This window comes from Leclercia sp. AS011 (assembly GCF_037152535.1).
Lineage (GTDB): Bacteria > Pseudomonadota > Gammaproteobacteria > Enterobacterales > Enterobacteriaceae > Enterobacter.
In genome coordinates, this window is the sequence record NZ_JBBCMA010000005.1 from 126,654 (window position 1) to 146,684 (window position 20,031).

Consider the following 20,031-nt stretch of genomic DNA (forward strand, 5'->3'; position numbering starts at 1 on the left):
GTGAATTTATCGACAACATAAATAAAAATCATAGCATTCGCAAGTTAACGAATTACCCGCCCGCGCCCGGACATGACAAGCTGAAAAAAACAGCAGAGGAAGTCATCATGTCTCATCCGGTTAAGCCAAAAAGTGCCCTTGTTGTCAGCGCTCATTCTGCCGATTTCGTCTGGCGTGCGGGCGGCGCGATCGCCCTGCATACCCAGCAAGGCTATCAGGTTCATGTGGTGTGTCTGTCGTTCGGTGAGCGTGGGGAGTCGGCCAAACTGTGGCGCAAAGGCAACATGACAGAAGAGACGGTGAAGCATCACCGCCGGGAAGAAGCGCAGGCCGCCGCCGATATCCTCGGCGCCAGCATTGAGTTTTTTGATATTGGCGACTATCCGCTGCGCGCCGACAACGCCACTCTGTTCCGCCTGGCCGATGTCTACCGCCGCGTGCAGCCGCACTTTGTGCTGACCCACTCGATGCACGATCCCTACAACTACGATCACCCGTTGGCCTCGAATCTGGCCCAGGAAGCGCGGATTATCGCCCAGGCGGAAGGCTACCGCCCGGGAGAGCCGGTGGTGCAGGCGCCGCCGGTTTACTGCTTTGAACCGCACCAGCCGGAACAGTGCAACTGGAAACCGGACGTGTTGCTGGATATCACCAGCGCGTGGGAGAAAAAATACCAGGCCATTCAGTGCATGCAGGGCCAGGAGCATTTGTGGGAGTACTACACCCGGGTGGCGCTTCAGCGTGGCGTGCAGGCGAAACGTAATATCGGCATCACCGCCGCGCGCGATATCGTCTATGCCGAAGGCTTCCAGAGCATCTTCCCACGTGTGACGGAGAACCTGGCATGAACCTGTTGAATAAAAAAGGAATTGTGGTGCGCAACCTGCCGCGCCATGACCAGGCTACCCTGCGCCTGTTTGCCGCCGCGGGCGTGGCGACCCTGCATGAAGCCTTTGAACGTCAGGGGCTGATGAACCCGGCTATTCGCCCCATTCAGCAGGGGGTAAGCCGCGCCGGTAATGCCGTTACCGTTCTGGTGACGCCCGGCGATAACTGGATGTTCCACGTGGCGGTAGAGCAGTGCCATCCGGGAGATATTCTGGTGGTGGCACCCACCTCTCCCTGCGGCGACGGCTTTTTCGGCGATCTGCTGGCGACCTCCTTGCAGTCACGCGGCGTAGTCGGGCTGGTGGGCGATATCGGGATCCGCGACTCGCAGACCCTGCGTGAAATGGGGTTTGCCGTCTGGTCGCGCCAGGTCTATGCCCAGGGCACGGTGAAAGAGACGCTCGGCTCGGTAAATGTGCCGGTGATTTGCGGCGGCCAACTGGTCACTCCCGGCGATGTGATCGTTGCCGATGATGATGGCGTGGTGGTGGTACCTCATGCTGACGCCCAATCTGTCCTGGCGAAAGCGGAAACCCGCGTCGCCAACGAAGAGGCGAAACGCGATCGGATGCGCAACGGCGAGCTGGGGCTGGACATCTATGCCATGCGCCCGCGGCTGGCAGAAAAAGGGCTGCGCTACTACGACAATGCGGATGATGTGGAGGGCTAAGATGGCGCAACGCAGAATTCCCTGCCTGATGATGCGCGGAGGCACCTCGAAGGCCGCCTGCTTTCTGGCGGAAGATTTGCCTGCTGATATCACCCGGCGCGATGCGGTCCTGCTCGCGGTAATGGGGTCGCCGGATGCCCGGCAGATCGACGGCATCGGCGGGGCCGATCCGCTTACCAGTAAAGTGGCGATTGTTCGCCGCTCCGCCCGCCCGGATGCTGATGTCGATTACCTGTTTGCCCAGGTGAACGTGGATAGCGCGACGGTCGATTACGGCCAGAACTGCGGCAATATCCTGGCTGCCGTCGGCCCGTTCGCCATCGAGCGCGGATTAGTTGCCCCCGCCACGCCCCTGACCCAGGTGCGGATCTATATGGAAAACACCGGACAGCTGGCGATTGCCGATGTGCCCTGTAGTGACGACGGCGTGGAGTATGCGGGTGATACCCGCATCGATGGCGTGCCGGGCACCGCCAGCAAAATCGTCCTCAACTTCCTGGATGTGGCGGGCTCGAGCTGCGGCGCTTTACTGCCAACCGGCAAGGCCACTGACCGTTTTGACGGCATCGACGTCACCTGTATTGATAACGGCATGCCGGTGGTTCTGCTGCGCGCCAGCGATCTGGGCCGCAGCGGCTACGAGACCCGTGAGCAGCTGGATAATGACCCTGAACTGAAGCAGCGTCTGGAGTCGATCCGCCTGCAGGCCGGGCCGCGCATGAACCTGGGCGACGTGTCGCAACGCACGGTTCCCAAAATGACGCTGATCGCAGCCCCGCGTGCCGGAGGCGCGATCGGCAGCCGCACCTTTATTCCTCATCGCTGCCATGCCTCGATTGGCGTCTTTGGAGCGGTGAGCGTCGCCAGCGCCTGTCTGATCCCCGGCACCGTCACCGCCGGGCTGGCGCAGGTGGCTGGCGGAAACGCGCCGGTTCTGAGCGTCGAACATCCCAGCGGGGAATTCAGCGTGGCGCTGCAACGCAATGCCGCTGGCGAGCTGGCAGGCTGCGGCCTGTTGCGCACTGCCCGCCTGCTGTTTGCAGGTGAGGTTTGTATCCCGGCCAGCATCTGGCCACGTAAGGAGTCAACATGACGGCAATAGCGTTTATTGGTTTTGGCGAGGCAGGCGGCATTTTCGCCAGTGAACTGGCACGGGATCATGCCGTCACCGTCTGGGACTGCAAATTCAGAGGCGCAGAGCGCGAACCGATGCAGGCTAAAGCCCGTCAGGCTGGTGTTCGCGCCGCCGGATCGCTGGCAGAAGCTCTTGAAGGTGCGGCACTGGTATTCTCGACCGTCACCGCGGGTTCGGCCCTGGAGGTGGCGCAGCAGGCCGCGCCGCTGTTAACGGCAGGGCAATCTTTTCTCGATCTCAATTCAGTGGCACCTGAGACCAAACGCCATGCCGCCCGCCATTTCCTCCCTGGCGCGTATGTGGATGTGGCGGTAATGGCACCGGTTCCCCCTGCGCGATGCAAAACGCCGCTGCTTATCGGCGGCCCGCAGGCAGAGGCAATCGCGCCGGTACTGCGTGCTATGGGGTTAAACGCCCGCGTTGGCGCAAACGAGATCGGTAAAGTTTCGGCCATCAAAATGTGCCGCAGCGTGATGATCAAAGGGCTTGAAGCCCTTACCACCGAATGCCTGTTCGCTGCCCGTGAATACGGTGTCGAAGAAGCAGTGCTGGCCTCGCTGCATGCGAGCTTCCCGTCGCTGGGCTGGAACGGAGAGTTCCCCGGCTATCTGATCAGCCGCGTCGCCGAGCACGGCATCCGCCGCAGCGAAGAGATGGAAGAGGTTGTCAAAACCCTGCGTGATGTAGGTGGCGATGGGGTGATGAGCCAGGCTACCGTGCAGGCACAACGCCAGTTGCCCGAGAAGATGGCGGAGCGTGGGGTGAGTTATGCCGCGCTGACGCCGTTTGTGTGGCAGGTGCTGGCGGGGAAGGTGAAGGGGTAGGGCTGTGAATCGCACATGCTAATGCTTGATGTAGATTCGTTTCCCGGCAATGATCGCATCATGAAAATCGAAATCGCAGTTCCCTCACAATTTGAACGTCTCGTCGCGATCTGGGAGTCCTCTGTTCGCGCCACTCACCATTTTCTGCAGGAGAGCGATATTGCGGCATTACGCCCGCTGTTGCTCAACGCTTATCTGCCAAATTTAACCGTCGTGATTGCCCGGGATGACGCTGGTGCGATCCACGGCTTTTTGGGCGTCGATGAAAACCGTATTGAAATGCTGTTTGTCGACGATGCGAGCCGGGGAAAAGGCGTCGGCTCGCTGTTGCTGAAGTACGCCATTGACCATTTCGGTGCAAACGAGGTGGACGTCAACGAGCAAAACCCGCAGGGCGTGGGGTTTTATCAGCATATGGGATTTGTGCAGACCGGGCGCTCTGAGCTGGACGGGCAGGGCAATCCGTTCCCGTTATTGCATATGCGGTACGAGGGTTAACTTCTGCGTATTGCCGGGTGGCGGCTTCGCCTTACCCGGCCTACAAAACTACCTGCTCAAAACCCGCGCAGTTGCGCAATCACCCCTTCATCCAGCGGCAAAAACCGTGAGTCGGTCATCACCTGCAACGCTTCGGCAGCATTAATCGCCGTGATATAGCGCTTCCGGAAAGCCGTTGGCGTCATGCGACAGTATTTGTTGAAGGCGAAAATCAGCTGCTTATGGCCGCTAAACCCGCAGCTGTAGCTGATGTCGGTGATCGGAATCTGAGTATCCTTCAGCAGCCGCTTGGCCTTATTTATGCGGATCATGGTCAGATACTCTTTGAAGTTGTAGCCGCTGATCTTCTTAAAAATGCGCGAGAAGTGGTGGTAACTGACGCCGGCATTATCGGCGATAGTGCTTAGGCTCAGCTCATCATCAAAGTGCTGGTTGATAAACTCAATGCCGTACTTCACCAGCTGCTGATCCTTTTTTCTGATGGTGACCTGCTGGCGGTCCTCCTGACCGCTGCCCGCGGCGGAAAGCGTGCCTAACAGCTGATAAATCAGGGCGATGCGGCTGAAAGAGGGCCGGGCATGTACCAGATGCTCCACCAGCGCAATCACGCTGCTTCTGATCTGACTCTCCTGCTGGCTGGTCAGGGAGCCGTTCTCCATTAGCGGTGCCGGATGGGTCTCATCAAACAGGTTCGGCGCAAACTGAATGGTCAGCAGCTGACTGTTCGGGGCGCGTGCCTCCAGGGAGTGGATCTCATCTGGGTTGATCCACAGCATGTCGCCAGCGGTAAAGACCGAGGTGCTATGCCCCAGAGTGACGGAAAACTCCCCCGTCAGAATACAGATCAGCTCCGGGGCCGAGTGCCAGTGCGGTTCACAGTAGTACACCTCGGCGGCAAACACGTTCAGCTTCTCCGCATCAAAGGAGATCAGTTCGTAGCCGCTGCCCTCATGGATCGCGGTCCCGGTCTGCTGCGGCGAGCTAATCCCTGGATGCCGGGTGACAGAAAATGGAAACATCGGCTGGCTCTCCGTCGAGTGAAGGCCCTCTTGCCAGAGCAAGAGGGCGCGATCGGACTTTACTGCTGCGGTGCGGGTCCGGCAAGGGCTTCCGCCAGCTCTTCACGCGTAATATCTATCGTCAGGAATTCGGTTAAGGAGATAAACAGACCGAAGACCAGATCGGGCGCAATCGCACAGAGTTTCTCGCGTACCCGCTGCTCTGGGACCCCATTTTTGCTGGCGACCAGCTTCACCACCCGGGCGAAGGCCGGTGGGTTGTTGATCAGCTGGGTCAACGAATTATTGATCTCCAGCGGGGCATAGCGTGGCGTGGCCCGCACGATAATGGCGGTGCTTAAGGCGATATCCCGGGACGATCGCGCCACTTGCAGCTGATACTCTCCGGCATCAACAATCCAGTCGCCAATGCCCGGATGGTAACAGGCGAAGTCGTCCCGGGTCAGCGTCATGGTCACGGTTTTGGTTTCACCGGGCTCAAGATGCACTTTGGCAAAGGCTTTCAGGGCCTTCTCTTCACGCAGCAGTTCGCCCGCCGGGGCAGACAGATAGAGCTGAACCACCTCTTTCCCCGCCACGCTGCCGCTGTTGGTCACGTCCACGCTGACGGTTAACGTCTGGCCCTCGTCCAGCTCGCTCACCGAGGTGGTCAGATTGCTGTAGGCGAAGGTGGTGTAGCTCAGACCAAAACCAAACGGGAACAGCGGCGTGAGTTTGCGGCGATCGTAGTAGCGATACCCCACGAACAGCCCTTCGCTGTAATGGTGGCGCAGGTTTTCGCCGGGATAGCTGAGCCAGGCCGGGGTCTCTTCCAGGGTATTGGGCACCGTGACCGTCAGCTTGCCGCACGGGTTAGCGCGGCCAAACAGGATGTCCGCCACGGCGCGGCCCATGCCCTGGCCGCCAAAATGGGTTTCCAGCAGGGCTTTGCACTCCCCGAGCCACGGCATTACCACCGCATCGCTGTTGGCCAGTACCACCACTACGTTGGGTTGCACCCTGGCGACGGCGCGGATCAGCGCCTCATGCCCAGGCAAAATAGCCAGGTCTTTGCGATCGCCGTTTTCCCCGTCTTCACCGATGGCGGTGCTGACAAACAGGATTGCGACATCGGCGTTTTTCGCCACCGCAACGGCCTGCGCCAGGGCCTGTTCATCAGTGGCGTTATCCTCCGGGGTGCCCACTGCGTACTCGATGTTGAAATCATTTCCGGCGACCTCAAAAATCTCGTCCAGCGGGCGGTCGAGCATATAGGGCACGGTGGTGGCACAGCCGGAGCCCTGGATCACCGGCTCCTGGGCAGGCTTGCCCAGCACCGCGATTGTGCGCTGTTTGCCTTTCTGCAGCGGCAGGATGGCGTCGTCATTTTTCAGCAGGACGATGGACTCTGCCGCCAGACGCTGCGCCAGCTGGTGATGCTGGTGGAAATCGGCCTTAAAGCCCGGCCTGCGGTGGCGCTGCACTTTTTCAATCAGGGTCAGCATCCGCAGGCAGGCGCTGTCGAGGATCCCGGCAGGGATTTCGCCCCGGTTGATGGCCTCAAGCAGCTCCTGCTTATCGCGGCGGGTTTCCGGCATCGCCAGATCGTTGCCCGCCAGCAGGGAGGCCGGGCGGTTTTTGATCCCGTACCAGTCGGACATCACCAGGCCGTCGTACTGCCATTCGTTACGCAGCACGTCGGTCAGCAGCCAGCGGTTTTGCGAAGTCTGCACGCCGTTGAGCAGGTTGTAGGAGGACATCACCGTCCACGGATTGGATTTATCGATGGCGCGCTTAAAGCCTGCGAGGTAGATCTCACGCAGCGCCCGCTCTTCAATCACCGAGTCCATCTCGGTGCGGTGGTATTCGGAGTTGTTGGCGGCAAAATGTTTCAGGCTGGCACCCACGCCGTTATCCTGCAGGCCATTGATCAGCGCGGCGGCAATATCGCCGCTCACTACCGGATCCTCGGCGTAGTATTCGTATCCGCGACCGGCCAGCGGCGTGCGGCGGATGTTGATGCCCGGCCCGAGCAGGATCCCGACGCCCATCTCCTGACACTCTTTCGCCAGCGCCTCACCCATCTGATACACCAGCGAGATATCCCAGCTACAGGCCAGAGTCGAGCCGTTCGGGAAGCAGGTGGCCGGTCGGGATTTGCTGAACAGCGCCTCGGAGCCGCCTTTCTGCTCTTCGTTCTCTACATCACCGGCACTTTGCGCGATCACGTCGAGAAAATCGGTGATATTCCAGCTTTCGCCCTGTTCGATCTGGCTGGTGCTGTAGCGCACGCCGTAGGTGCCGTCGGTCATCACGATATCTTCAATGCCGTGCTGTGGCAGAGTGGCGGTGCGCCACAGGCCGCTGCCGGTAAGCAGGGCAACTTTGTCTTCGGCGCTCATCGCTGCAATCAGGGTGTGGAAGTCAGTTTTCATGTTTATGTCCTTTGAGATCACAGCGCGTTAGCTTTGCGTAACGCAATGTCTTTGATGATATTTCGGTAGGTGTGTTCATCGAGGGTGTAGAAGAAGATGAACACCATGCTCAGGGCAAACATCAGGGCCGGGAACAGGGTCATCATCAGGTTGATGCCGTCCAGGGCGCTGGCGCTGAGATGGTCGGAAGAGTAGTCAAAATAGTCGAGCATCAGCCCGGCGCAGCCGCCGCCAATAGCCATCGCGATTTTGGTAATAAAGTTAAAGAAGCCGTAGATCGCCCCTTCGGCACGCACGCCCTGTTTCCATTCGGCGTACTCGACGGTGTCGGCAATCATCGACCACATCGCCACGAAGCCCATGCCCAGAGTAATACTGAACAGGCAGACGCCGGTCATGATCAGGGTACCGTTGCTGCCCGCGAGGAAATACTGGAACAGCATGCCGAGGATGCCGATCAGCAGCGCGAACTGCACCATGCGCCTTTTGCCCATCATGGCGATCAGTTTTTCGGAGACCACGGTACCTGCCACGTACGCCGCCGACTGGATCATAAAGAATTTGGCGGTAAAGGCCTCATCGCCCAGAGTGTATTTGATGAAGTAAATCGCAATTGCCATCCACACCGTGTAGGCGACGTAGAAGAAGACGGTGAACGCCGAGAGGTTGATTAACGGCAGGTTGCCGGAGACCGCGGCGATCATCTCTTTCAGCGTCGGGGCTTTTTGCTCTGGCTGGCTTTTAACGCGCTCTTTGGTCATGCCAAAGCAGGCAAGGAAGAAGATGGTGGCGAGCAGGCTGAAGCAGCTGACGGCGAACACGTAGCCCAGCTTTTTATCAGTGAACTGGGAAATCAGCATATCCGCCGTGGTGGAGACAATCAGATACCCGACAATCGCCAGCACCATGCGGTAGACCGAGAGCGACGCGCGGGAGCCTTCATGCTGGGTGAGCATGTTGGTCATCGCGGAGTAGGGGGTATTGACCGCGGTATAGGCCAGGCAATAGAGGGTGTAGGAGATCAGGGCGTAGTAAAACTTGAACTCGTCGCCCAGGGTGCTGAAGCAGAGGATAGTGAGCAGCCCCAGCGGTACGGCACCGAACAGCAAATAAGGGCGCAGCTTGCCGTAGCGGGTATTGGTTTTATCGATCACGTAGCCGATAAAGATATTGAACAGGGCGTCCAGCACGCGGGCGATAACAAAGATCAGGCTCGCCTGAACGGCGGTGATGCCGTAGATGTTGGTGTAGAAGAACAATAAGAACAGCGAAACAAACCCAAACGACAGGTTAGAAGCCAGATCGCCAAACCCGTAGCCAATCTTTTCCCGAACGCTGACTTTAACGTAGCTGCCCGAGGCGATGTCTGTTGTTTTCATGTTGTAGGGTACTCATTCTGATTTGTGTCGTCCTGAGTATACCGGGGCGCTAAAGAGCGGCTTGCCAGCCTTTGTTCACAGAGTTCCCATTTTTTGCGCGGCGGGGAGTTTGCGGTGAAGTTGTGAAGGGGGTCACAGGGGCTGAGGAAAAAAAGATTGGCACGGTAAACTCCCTCTCCCTTAGGGAGAGGGGGAACATGCGGGCATGAACTTCTCCCTCTCCCTGGAGGGAGAGGGTTGGGGTGAGGGGGAGCATACCGCACCTGGTTTAATCGCTGTTATGAAGCCAGCGCCAGCGCCCCTTCAATCCCTTTCAGCTTCTGCTGCGCCTGCTTTAATTCAGCCAGCAGGGCCTTCTCATGCGGGCTATGCGCCATCACCACGATGCAGCCATCCATAACTTTCACCGTGACTTTATCCCCGGTATCAAACCCCGCCGCCCGCAGCCATTTGCCGGAAAGGATCAGGTTTGGCGTACTGCGATCGAGACCTTGCGGGCGATATCCCACAATTAATGTACGCTCAGTTCCGGTTGCGGTGGTGTCTGGGGTAGAATGCGAATCAGCCATAATCAACTCCTTGATAGTTGGTGAGGTTAGACGCTCCGGTGTGTTCCTGCACACTGGAGCGTTGATAAAAATGGAGGTTTAGGTGGCCTCCTAATGTGATTTAGAGTAGATGGATAGGTGGCCCCATGTCAATCATAGCGCGCGAAAAAAAACCAAAGGGCGGTGGGCAATCCCCGCAGTTTAAAATGCGTATTGATCCGGCATTGAAGGAACAGTTGGATGCTGTTGCGGCGGAGGAAGGAGTGAGTCTCGCCAGCTGGTTGAAGGAGCTGGCGAGGGAGGCATTGAGAAAAAAGGGCATACATCCCAATGGGTGATTAAACTCTCAAGTTAATCTGGTTTTTTTGGATGGCCCACAGCACCAACTAAATAACAGCTTACCTATTTCTATCCAATGACTTTCTAATAAAGGAGGCAGTTGTGGTGTATATATTTGCAAATTGCCTTTTTGGATAAACTCTATTGACTTGGAGAGTATATTTTCCCCCAGTCCGTCTACTTTCATACATGATTCCTTGCAGACACATTTTTCTTCATCTAAACAATCTGATCTTTCAATATCGCGAGATTGTTTTAAAAGAGGAATCCAAAATGGACCATGCAGTTTATCTAGCTCAAAAGCAGTCTTGAGTTCTAAACCTTTCTTATGGTCAAAGTAAAATTTTATTTCTTCATGATTTTTTAAAGATGATTTTAGGAAATTTATAGTCTTACTTCTAGTCACACTATTTGTTGTGGAAAACTCAAGTGTTTCTAAAGGGATCAAGGATTCTATTTCATGTACGTCTAGGATTTTGACCATTCCAGTTTTACTAAATTTTTCTTTTCCAAAGGCCTTTGATGTACTTCCAAAAGGTCCTTTTGGGTGTTTTTTATCGTTATCTAATAAACACAATACAAGATTTTCATTCTGAATACATCTTTCGAAAACTTCTTTTGTGGTTCCACCTCCCCCGTTGATAGGGTTACAATTTATATTACATAAATTTGCCTTGTATTTACGTGAAAAATAGTTGACTATTATTTGATAAAAATCATTATCAGTAATGTTTTCGAATATTATATTTGATGCCTGCAATCTGGATGAGTCTTTAAAATAATTAGGGCCAACAGTAAAATTAACTGTGCTTCCATTTTCTGTCCATTTTGTAGTGTTATCAATTATATTGAAATCAACTATAATGTAAAAGCTAACTAGATTAATTAATGAAGAATATTCAGTCTGGCCTCTCATTGCTTCAAAAGCTACTTGCTTTGCGTTATGACTATAAACTCTCTTTTTTTCATCAATGATTTGCTTAAAGAAAGAACGGTTCGAAAGTAATATATGTTTTCTTTCTTGAAACGAGCGAAGAAGATTATCTACTGAAATTGATGTTTCAGTAGATAATATATGTTCGGAATTATAATTTTTTAATTGAATAAGCATGGTTATTGCCCTGAGAAAAAGCCAATCGGCCAGTTTTCTAGATAACCATTGTCATCAAAATATGATTTTGTTACTTTAGTACTATTCTCTTCATCTTTATCAAAGACTAATATTGAAATATCATCTGCTTTAAAAGCTAAATTTTCATCTTCAACACACTCTCCTAAGGCCTCGATCATATTTTGACTATGGGTTTCAAATATGATTTTAAGATCAAGTTCGCTTTTTTTAGCCTTAGCTACTACTTTTGCAAATGTTTTTGCAAGATTATATTGATACGATGGATGAAGATGCAGTTCAGGTTGTTCTATAATGAAGGTAATTGGAGTTTTGGGAAGATTATTCACCCGTCTTTCTGTTTCCAGCCAAATTGCAGTCACAATCGGTAATACTTGAGAATACCCAAATCCCATATCGCTAATATTAAATTCATCTTTACTATTTGTGGATATAGTTACAGCAAAATGCGCACCAACTTGTTTTACTTTAACGACAAAATCAAAATTTTCTTTAGTCCAATCTTCAAATCTATTTTTTTCGTGGGGTTTTAATGAATTTAGCAACATCGCTAGGTTAGAACCAGTATGATCTATCTCATTGATTTGTAAGTCTTGAAAACGATAAAATCTTTCGGAGGTGGCGCGTAAAGGTGCTATATATTTAATTTTATTGAATGTTTCAGCTAGAGTACGATTAATAAGATCGGTCAATAAGTTTATATTATATCCTAAAATATAGGGGTAAATATTTTCAGTTATTTCATTTTCATTTTGCTGAAAATGTTTTATAAATGTTTTTTGTTCCTTAAATAACGCCTCAAGCATGATTTTTGTGGTTTCAAATGGAAGGAACGTCAACCTACTCAGTGTATGTGTTATTCTTGTAACATCTGTTTTGCTATGGAAATGTGTTTGTATTGTTCTTGTTGCTGATTCTAAAAAAGAAATCTCGAGAGCTCGATCAATACTTGGGCCGTACATATATCTTTTATTTGTGTTTAGTATTTGGTCTTCTTTGTTTTTCTTCTGTATTATGCTAGGAATAAATTGACCAAGATTTCTAACTGCAAGTCCCTCTCTTTCTAAATGAACTTCCCCAGAATGAATAGTGAGTTTGGCATTTTCATTATCATCGATGTATAAGGATATTGAAAAATCAGAATGGCTGATTACTATTTCTCTCGTTTTAGTTTTTCGATCTTTTGAATAAACAGTTAAGTCAACTGACAAGTTCATCGATGATAATGGGGTGTTCCAGTATCGATAATGAGAATATCTATTTTGGCTTTGTTCACTTATAGTGAGATTAAAAGTAAAATTTATATTATTACTTTCACTACCATTTGATTTTATTTCATCAAAATCCCCAAGGTCAACATATCTCCCATACCATAAGACGGGACCTGTAGTATTCTCTTCAACAGATTGTCGGAACAAAGGAAATGTTCTTAATAAAGAGCTTTTACCACTGCTGTTTTTTCCTACGAAAACAGTTATCGGTTTTAGTTCTATAAGTGTCTTTTTTTTGAAACTTCGGAAGTTAGCTACTCCAATTCCATTTATCATAAATACTCCTTTGAATGATAAATATAATGTTAGCATATATTGGGATTAAATATATTAAAAATATCAAGCTATAATTATTGCAAATGATATCTTAAACTTCAAACACTACATCTAGTAGTAATATATATAACAAAACAGCTTAAAAGAATACTAACAATTTCAGAGGTTGGTGAATTTTGGCGGAAGATCACAGGAGTCGAACCTGCCCAGGACCGCTGGCGGCCCCAACTGGATTTGAAGTCCAGCCACCTCACCGGAGATGACGATCTTCCGCGCCTCGATTGCTACATGGAGGCGGGGCGCATTATAGCTACTTTCAATCATTTACCCCATCTTTTCCCTCACTTATTTCACCCCTTTTTTGACCTGCATTAACCCCTCCAGACTAAACCTTAAGAAAATCCTCACCTTACGATCTTCGCCTCCGTACTTTTACCGCGATCACAAAAAACAAGAAACGTAAAAACGTAACCAGAAAACGCAATACCTGCCTGCGAAGGGAAGGTTTACAAAACATGTAACCGGTCTCAGCGCCCTACGCGTGAAGGAAAAACAATGAAAAGCGAAGTCTTGTCCGTCAAAGAGAAAATTGGTTACGGCATGGGTGACGCCGCAAGTCACATCATTTTCGACAACGTCATGCTTTACATGATGTTCTTCTACACCGATATCGTCGGTATCCCCGCCGGGTTTGTCGGCACCATGTTCCTGCTGGCGCGCGCGCTGGACGCCATCTCCGACCCCTGCATGGGGCTGATTGCCGACCGCACCCGCAGCCGCTGGGGGAAATTCCGTCCGTGGATCCTGTTCGGTGCCATCCCGTTCGGCCTGGTCTGCGTGCTGGCCTACACCACGCCGGACCTCAGCCTGAACGGCAAAATGATCTACGCCGCCGTCACCTACACCATGCTGACCCTGCTCTATACCGTGGTCAACATCCCCTACTGCGCGCTGGGCGGGGTGATCACCAACGACCCGACGCAGCGTATCTCCCTCCAGTCCTGGCGCTTTGTGCTGGCGACCGCGGGCGGCATGCTCTCCACGGTGCTGATGATGCCGCTGGTGAACCTGATCGGCGGCGAGGATAAAGCGTTCGGCTTCCAGGGCGGCATTGCGGTGCTGTCGGTGGTGGCCTTCCTGATGCTGGCGTTCTGCTTCTTCACCACCAAAGAGCGCATCCAGGTGCCGCCGAGCACCACCGGCATGCGCGAAGATCTGCGCGACATCTGGCGCAACGACCAGTGGCGCATCGTCGGGCTGCTCACCATCCTCAACATTCTGGCGGTCTGCGTGCGCGGTGGCGCGATGATGTATTACGTCACCTGGATCATGGGCTCGCCGGAGCTGTTCGTCGCCTTCCTCACCACCTACTGCGTCGGCAACCTGATTGGCTCCGCGCTGGCGAAGCCGCTCACCGACTGGAAATGCAAAGTCAGCGTCTTCTGGTGGACCAACGCCCTGCTGGCGGTGGCAAGCGTAGCGATGTTCTTCGTGCCGATGCAGGCCAGCATCACCATGTTCGGCTTTATCTTCGTGATTGGCGTGCTGCACCAGCTGGTGACGCCGATCCAGTGGGTGATGATGTCCGACACCGTCGATTACGGCGAGTGGACCAACGGCAAACGCCTCACCGGCATCAGCTTTGCGGGCACGCTGTTCGTCCTCAAGCTGGGCCTGGCCCTGGGCGGAGCGTTAATCGGCTGGATGCTGGCAGGCGGCGGCTACGATGCCGCAGCCAAAACCCAGAACAGCGCCACCATCAGCATCATCATTGCCCTGTTTACCCTGGTCCCGGCGGCGTGCTACCTGCTGAGCGCGGTGATCGCCAAACGCTACTACAGCCTGAAAACGCCATTCCTGATGAAAATCATGAACGACCTGGCGCAGGGCGCGCGTCGTAATCAGCAGGAGTTCAACACCCTGCCGGTCAGCAAAGAATTGCAGAACTAAGAGGACGAAAGCATGAAAATCAGTGACGGAAACTGGCTCATTCAACCGGGCCTGAACGTAACGTATCCGGTGCAGGTGTTCGATGTGGAGCAGCAGGGCAACGACCTGGTGATCTATGTCGCCCCGCGCGACGTGCGCGAGCGCACCTGGCAGCTCGACACCCTGATGTTCACGGTGCGCCTGTTTGCGCCGCAGGAGGGGATTGTCGGGGTGCGCCTCGAGCACTTCCAGGGCGCACTGGATAACGGCCCGCACTATCCGCTCAACGTCCTGAAAGACGTCAACGTGCAGATTGAAAACAACGCGGAGTATGCCGAACTGAAAAGCGGCAACGTCAGCGTGCGCGTTACCAAAGGCGAGTTCTGGGCGCTGGATTTCCTCAGGAACGGCCAGCGCATCACCGGCAGCCAGCTGAAAAACAACGGCTACGTGCAGGACGGCAACAGCGATCGCAACTACATGTTCGAGCGTCTGGATCTGGGCGTGGGCGAAACCGTCTACGGCCTCGGCGAGCGCTTTACCGCCCTGGTGCGCAACGGCCAGACGGTCGAGACCTGGAACCGCGACGGCGGTACCAGCACCGAGCAGTCTTACAAAAATATCCCGTTCTATCTCACCAACCGCGGCTATGGTGTGCTGGTGAATCACCCGGAAAACGTCTCCTTTGAAATCGGCTCCGAGAAGGTGTCGAAAGTGCAGTTCAGCGTCGAGGGCGAGTACCTGGAGTATTTCGTCATCGACGGCCCGACGCCGAAAGAGGTGCTCAACCGCTATACCCAGTTCACCGGGCGTCCGGCGCTGCCCCCGGCCTGGTCGTTCGGCCTGTGGCTCACCACCTCATTCACCACCAACTACGACGAAGCGACGGTAAACAGCTTTATCGACGGCATGGCTGAGCGCGATCTGCCCCTGCACGTCTTCCACTTCGACTGCTTCTGGATGAAGGCCTTCCAGTGGTGCGACTTCGAGTGGGACCCGGTGACCTTCCCGGATCCACAAGGGATGATCCGCCGCCTGAAGGAGAAAGGACTCAAGGTCTGCGTGTGGATCAACCCGTACATCGGGCAAAAATCGCCGATCTTTAAGGAGCTGAAAGAGAAGGGCTATCTGCTGAAACGCCCGGACGGCTCCCTGTGGCAGTGGGATAAGTGGCAGCCGGGGCTGGCGATCTACGACTTCACCAACCCGGAAGCCTGCAAATGGTACGCCGACAAGCTGAAAGGCCTCGTGGATATCGGTGTCGACTGCTTCAAAACCGACTTCGGCGAGCGCATACCCACCGACGTGCAGTGGTTCGACGGCTCTGACCCGCAGAAGATGCACAACCACTACGCCTACCTCTACAACGAGCTGGTGTGGAACGTGCTGAAAGAGACGGTGGGCGAGGAAGAGGCGGTGCTGTTTGCCCGCTCCGCGTCCGTCGGGGCACAACAGTTCCCGGTGCACTGGGGCGGTGACTGCTACGCCAACTACGAATCGATGGCCGAAAGCCTGCGCGGCGGGCTGTCGATTGGGCTCTCCGGGTTCGGATTCTGGAGCCACGATATCGGCGGGTTCGAAAACACCGCCCCGGCGCATGTCTATAAACGCTGGTGCGCGTTCGGGCTGCTCTCCAGCCACAGCCGACTGCACGGCAGCAAATCCTACCGGGTGCCGTGGGCATACGATGACGAGTCCTGCGACGTGGTGCGTCACTTCACGCAGCTGAAATGCCGGATGATGCCGTATCTCTATCGCCAGGCGGCCCTGGCCCGTGAGTTCGGTACGCCGATGCTGCGGGCGATGATGCTCGAGTTCCCGAACGATCCGGCCTGCGACTACCTCGACCGCCAGTACATGCTGGGGGATTCAGTGATGGTGGCTCCGGTGTTCAGCGAGGCGGGCGACGTGCAGTTTTACCTGCCGGAAGGGCGCTGGACGCATCTGTGGCACAACGACGAACTCCGGGGTAGCCGCTGGCACAAACAGCAGCACGACTTCCGCAGCCTGCCTGTATACGTGCGCGATAACACCCTGCTGGCGCTGGGCAACAACGACCAGAAGCCGGACTATGCGTGGAACGAAGGCACCGCCTTCCAGCTGTTTAACCTCGACGATGGGGCCACGGCGGTGAGCGAGGTGCCTGCGGCGAACGGTGCCGTGGCCTTTACCCTGACTGCGACGCGCAACGGCAATACCCTCACCCTCAAAGGCAACGGCGAGGCGCGGGACTGGTCGGTCTGTTTGCGCAATGTGCACCAGATTAGCGGCGTGAAAGGCGCATCACATACGGGAAGCGAGTCGGGCGTGGTGGTGAAAGCCGAAGGGGAAGAGGTAGTTATTCATCTCTGAGCCGTCTGTAAAACGCCCGGTGGCGCTGCGCTTACCGGGCCTACGGTTTTGATGTTGTAGGCCGGGTAAGGCGAAGCCGCCACCCGGCGTCTCTGCGGCCTGATGCCCGGTGGCGCTACACTTACCGGGCCTACATTATGGTGCGGGCGGTTGTTCAACCGTACTCACCGCCCCGCCCGTCATCGTCTGCGTGACCTGCTGTTTATCCATATTCACCGCATTCAGCCTGCCGCTGACCGTCGGCTTCAGTGGCGTATCTTTCTGTACGTTGCCGCTGGCAGTGAGCTGGAAGTTGCCATCGCCCGTCACCGGCAACGCCGGCCATCCCCACTGCTGGATCAGGTTCAACGGCACGCCGCGCCCGGTCAGGTTTATGGTGGTCTGCCGCACCGGCGTCTGGGAGACGCTGGCCTTCGCTTCAAGAATGCCTTTCTCGGTAAAGGCGCTCAGCTCATTGATGGCGATGGTCGAGGCGTTAGCGGTCAGGGAGAGTGACGGACGGCGCACGTCCACCCGGTTAAAGGTCGCCGCCGCGCCGTTCAGGGTGGCGGTGCCCGCCCAGACGCCCCACTGGCGATCTTTCGCCAGCTGCAGGTTGGTGCCGTAGCCGTCGAGGGCGGTGACCTGCCACGGGAAGGTGGAGTCAACGTCGATCACCAGGTTGCGGCTCAGGCCGAATTTGCGCAGCGTGACGCTGCGCAGCCACTCCGGCAGGGTCTCCATCCACTGGGTTTTCCAGTTTTCCGGCAGGGTATATTCCAGCCCGGCGACGGCGACATCATCCAGCACCAGCGCTTTACCGCTGCGCAACCAGTTGCCGGAGGTGCGCACCATCCCGCCTTCCCAGCGGGAGGTGAACTGGCGCAGGGCGATCCCCTGCGGGGAAAATTCGGCGTTGAGGATCGGGTCGAACAGGTGCAGCGAGCCATAGATATACTCGCTGGCGTTCATCGACAGGCGACCGTCCTCGCTCTGCCAGTCGCCGCGGCTCAGGGTCAGGTTGCGCAGGCTTAAATCGAGATCGGTCACCGCCCAGTCCGGCCCCTGCAGGCGGGCGTCGGTTACGTCAAGACGGCCAATCTGCAACGACGGCAGGGTGATGATGGGGGCAAAAAAGTCGGACAGGGATTTATCGCTCTGCAGGCGGATCTCGTTCAGGCGCATGTTATCCACCTTCCAGCCGCCGTTGGCGTCGCGGCGCGCGGTGCCGGTGAGCGAGCCCCGCGCCATATCCGCGCCGATGGTGGTCAGCACAACCTCTTTGTCGGTCAGCTCGCCCTCGATCAGCACGTTGCTGGCCGGAACGCCGTTCAGGGTCAGCGACCCGGCGCTAATCTGGATATTGGCTTTTTTACCCAGCACGTTGCCCGCCTCGGGTTGCCACGGGCGCACGCCGCCGGTCACCTTCTGCGCGCTCAGATCCCACGCGGTGTTAGGGCTGTTAAAGGCCATATTGTTCAGCAGCAGGCGATCGGCCTGGAAGGGAAGAGGAGCGGTCTGCGGCGAAAGGTTCAGCGTGCCGTCGAACAGGGTGATGGTATCCATGTGCAGCGGATCGGTGAGCTGGCGGCTGCTCACCCCGATATCGACCATTTTTGCGACCAGGGTCGCAGGTTGACCGTCGCGCCCGAAGGTGACGTTTTTCAGCACCAGGTGCGTGGGCGATGAGAATCGGTGATCCATCAGGTCGAAATTGAGTTCGTAGTCGGTGTTTACCGTGATCCAGCTGCTGACCTGCGCCGCGCCCCAGCGGGTCTGAACGAGGATATAGAGCGCGAGGATCGCAATAAGCAGAACGGCCAGAATACCGACGAGAAGCTTTCCAATAAATTTCATGGTCTTCCATCACGTAAAACGCACATAAAGGAGTTATGCACGATTTATACGCATTGCTCAAGGCTGGAAGGGCGGAATTCTGGGTTACGGCAGCAGTTGCCTGCTGCCGTGAAAGGGGATCAGTTCTTTTCTGGCGGGAAAATCAGGTTCAGGACGATAGCAGTGATCCCGCCCGCGGCGATGCCGGAAGAGAGCAGGTTTTTCACCCAGTCCGGGGCAAACTGCAGGATCATCGGTTGCTGAGACACACCCAGACCCACCGCCAGCGACAGGGCGATAATCATAATGGCGCGGCGGTTCAGCGGCTCGCGGGAGACGATACGCACGCCCGATGCTGCGATAGTGCCGAACATCACCAGCGTTGCGCCGCCCAGAACCGGCTCAGGAATGTGCTGGACAAAGCCACTGACCGCCGGGAACAGGCCGAGCACAATCAGCATCAGCGCCACAACAAAGCCCACGTAGCGGCTGGCGACGCCGGTCAGTTGGATCACGCCGTTGTTCTGGCCGAAGCAGGAGTTCGGGAAGGTGTTAAACACGCCGGAGACAAAGGAGTTCAGGCCGTTAGCCAGCACGCCACCCTTCAGGCGCTTCATGTACAGCGGGCCAGAGACCGGCTGCTCAGAGACGTCAGAGGTGGCGGTGATATCCCCGATGGTTTCCAGGGAGGTGATCATAAACACCAGCATCAGCGGCAGAAGCAGGTTCCAGTCGATGCCCAGGCCGTAGTAGAGCGGGGTCGGGACCACGATCAGCGGGCTGTCGGTCGACGCGGCAGACTGCGGCAGCATGTCCAACGCCCAGGCCGCCAGATAGCCTGCCGCCATGGCGATCACCAGCGAGGCGACGCGCAGGTACGGGTTACGCTGACGGTTGAGCAGAATAATAATTGCCAGCACCACGCCCGCCAGCAGCAGGTTTTTCGGGGCACCGAAGGTATGGTCGGCCATCGCCGCGTAACCGCCGCCAATGGAGGTTAAACCGACCTGAATCAGCGACAGGCCGATAATCATCACCACCACGCCGGAGACCAGCGGGGTAATAATGCGGCGCGCCAGGTGCAGGACGCGGGAGATGACCATCTCGGTGCAGCTGGCCAGCATCAGGGTGCCGAACAGCGCCGCCATCATCGTTGGCACATCCGCGCCGCCGGTTTTCAGCGCCGTACCGCCCATGATCAGCGGGGCGACAAAGTTAAAGCTGGTGCCCTGAATCGACAGCAGGCCGGAGCCTACCGGACCCCAGGCTTTAATCTGAATGATGGAGGCCACGCCCGAGGCAAACAGCGACATGCTGATGATGTGCTGGGTGTCCTGCGCCGGTAAGCCGAGGGCCTGGCAGATCAGCAGGGCAGGGGTGATGACGGCCACAAACATTGCCAGCAGATGCTGACAGGCGGCGAACAAGGTCTGCGCCAGCGGGGGGCGATCTTCAAGACGGTAAATCAGTTCACTGTTATGCGGCTGCGCAATCGGTTGCGCATCTTGCTGTTCTACGGCGTTAACGGACATCTGCTGCGATCCC

General features: G+C 55.5%; 16 protein-coding genes and 1 tRNA gene. 8 read left to right on the top strand and 9 right to left on the bottom strand.

From position 1 onward, the window contains the following. Window positions 1-107: 107 nt before the first annotated feature. From galB to WFO70_RS18135, 5 genes are read left to right on the top strand one after another with little or no spacing between them, the layout of a single operon-like run. A complete protein-coding gene (galB, locus tag WFO70_RS18115; RefSeq protein ID WP_337018103.1) occupies window positions 108-848 on the top strand; it encodes a 4-oxalmesaconate hydratase in 741 nt (246 codons plus the stop codon). Next, the gene (locus tag WFO70_RS18120; protein WP_337018105.1) at window positions 845-1,558 is read left to right on the top strand and encodes a 4-carboxy-4-hydroxy-2-oxoadipate aldolase/oxaloacetate decarboxylase; all 714 of its coding nucleotides are present in this window, start codon (window positions 845-847) and stop codon (window positions 1,556-1,558) included. The genes galB and WFO70_RS18120 overlap by 4 nt, the downstream gene beginning before the upstream one ends. 1 nt (window position 1,559) lies before the next feature. Continuing rightward, window positions 1,560-2,651 carry a 4-oxalomesaconate tautomerase gene (locus WFO70_RS18125; RefSeq protein WP_337018107.1) on the top strand — a complete coding sequence of 364 codons (1,092 nt, stop codon included), beginning with the start codon at window positions 1,560-1,562 and terminating at the stop codon, window positions 2,649-2,651. Continuing rightward, window positions 2,648-3,517 (top strand): NAD(P)-dependent oxidoreductase, encoded by an 870-nt coding sequence (locus tag WFO70_RS18130; RefSeq protein ID WP_337018109.1) that lies wholly within the window; start codon window positions 2,648-2,650, stop codon window positions 3,515-3,517. The genes WFO70_RS18125 and WFO70_RS18130 overlap by 4 nt, the downstream gene beginning before the upstream one ends. Window positions 3,518-3,577: 60 nt before the next feature. Further along, window positions 3,578-4,015: an acetyltransferase gene (locus WFO70_RS18135; protein WP_337018111.1), complete on the top strand. Its 438-nt coding sequence runs from the start codon at window positions 3,578-3,580 to the stop codon at window positions 4,013-4,015. A gap of 56 nt (window positions 4,016-4,071) precedes the next feature. Here the strand turns inward: WFO70_RS18135 and WFO70_RS18140 are convergent, their stop codons facing one another. From WFO70_RS18140 to WFO70_RS18155, 4 genes are all read right to left on the bottom strand, one after another. After that, on the bottom strand, window positions 4,072-5,034 hold the full coding sequence (locus tag WFO70_RS18140) for an AraC family transcriptional regulator (protein ID WP_337018113.1): 963 nt from the start codon (window positions 5,032-5,034) through the stop codon (window positions 4,072-4,074). Window positions 5,035-5,093: 59 nt separating this feature from the next. Continuing rightward, window positions 5,094-7,448, bottom strand: coding sequence for a beta-glucosidase (locus WFO70_RS18145; RefSeq protein ID WP_337018115.1), 2,355 nt, complete (start codon window positions 7,446-7,448; stop codon window positions 5,094-5,096). Between the two features lie 17 nt (window positions 7,449-7,465). Next, entirely contained in the window at window positions 7,466-8,827 is a 1,362-nt protein-coding gene (locus tag WFO70_RS18150; RefSeq protein ID WP_337018117.1) for an MFS transporter, read from the bottom strand. Between the two features lie 278 nt (window positions 8,828-9,105). Further along, the gene (locus WFO70_RS18155; RefSeq protein WP_333852639.1) at window positions 9,106-9,396 is read right to left on the bottom strand and encodes a SymE family type I addiction module toxin; all 291 of its coding nucleotides are present in this window, start codon (window positions 9,394-9,396) and stop codon (window positions 9,106-9,108) included. Between the two features lie 125 nt (window positions 9,397-9,521). Between WFO70_RS18155 and WFO70_RS18160 the strand changes: the two genes are divergently transcribed. After that, complete coding sequence (locus WFO70_RS18160; RefSeq protein WP_337018119.1) at window positions 9,522-9,713, top strand: toxin-antitoxin system HicB family antitoxin; 192 nt, start codon at window positions 9,522-9,524, stop codon at window positions 9,711-9,713. Window positions 9,714-9,721: 8 nt separating this feature from the next. Here the strand turns inward: WFO70_RS18160 and WFO70_RS18165 are convergent, their stop codons facing one another. The 3 genes from WFO70_RS18165 to WFO70_RS18175 form a co-directional block, all read right to left on the bottom strand. Then, a complete protein-coding gene (locus tag WFO70_RS18165; RefSeq protein ID WP_337018121.1) occupies window positions 9,722-10,825 on the bottom strand; it encodes a hypothetical protein in 1,104 nt (367 codons plus the stop codon). A 2-nt stretch (window positions 10,826-10,827) separates the two neighbouring features. Next, window positions 10,828-12,390: a DUF3696 domain-containing protein gene (locus WFO70_RS18170; protein WP_337018123.1), complete on the bottom strand. Its 1,563-nt coding sequence runs from the start codon at window positions 12,388-12,390 to the stop codon at window positions 10,828-10,830. Between the two features lie 177 nt (window positions 12,391-12,567). Next, window positions 12,568-12,662, bottom strand: a tRNA-Sec gene (locus tag WFO70_RS18175). Between the two features lie 283 nt (window positions 12,663-12,945). Here WFO70_RS18175 and WFO70_RS18180 point away from each other — a divergent pair. Both WFO70_RS18180 and yicI read left to right on the top strand, forming a co-directional pair. Further along, a complete protein-coding gene (locus WFO70_RS18180; protein WP_337018125.1) occupies window positions 12,946-14,340 on the top strand; it encodes a glycoside-pentoside-hexuronide family transporter in 1,395 nt (464 codons plus the stop codon). Window positions 14,341-14,352: 12 nt separating this feature from the next. Beyond that, entirely contained in the window at window positions 14,353-16,671 is a 2,319-nt protein-coding gene (gene yicI / locus WFO70_RS18185; protein ID WP_337018126.1) for an alpha-xylosidase, read from the top strand. Window positions 16,672-16,806: 135 nt separating this feature from the next. On the opposite strand, the gene WFO70_RS18190 is transcribed toward yicI, so the two are convergent. Together WFO70_RS18190 and WFO70_RS18195 are read right to left on the bottom strand one after the other, a co-directional pair. Continuing rightward, entirely contained in the window at window positions 16,807-18,507 is a 1,701-nt protein-coding gene (locus WFO70_RS18190; RefSeq protein WP_337018128.1) for an AsmA family protein, read from the bottom strand. Window positions 18,508-18,626: 119 nt separating this feature from the next. Next, complete coding sequence (locus WFO70_RS18195) at window positions 18,627-20,018, bottom strand: nucleobase:cation symporter-2 family protein (RefSeq protein WP_337018130.1); 1,392 nt, start codon at window positions 20,016-20,018, stop codon at window positions 18,627-18,629. Window positions 20,019-20,031: the final 13 nt, after the last annotated feature.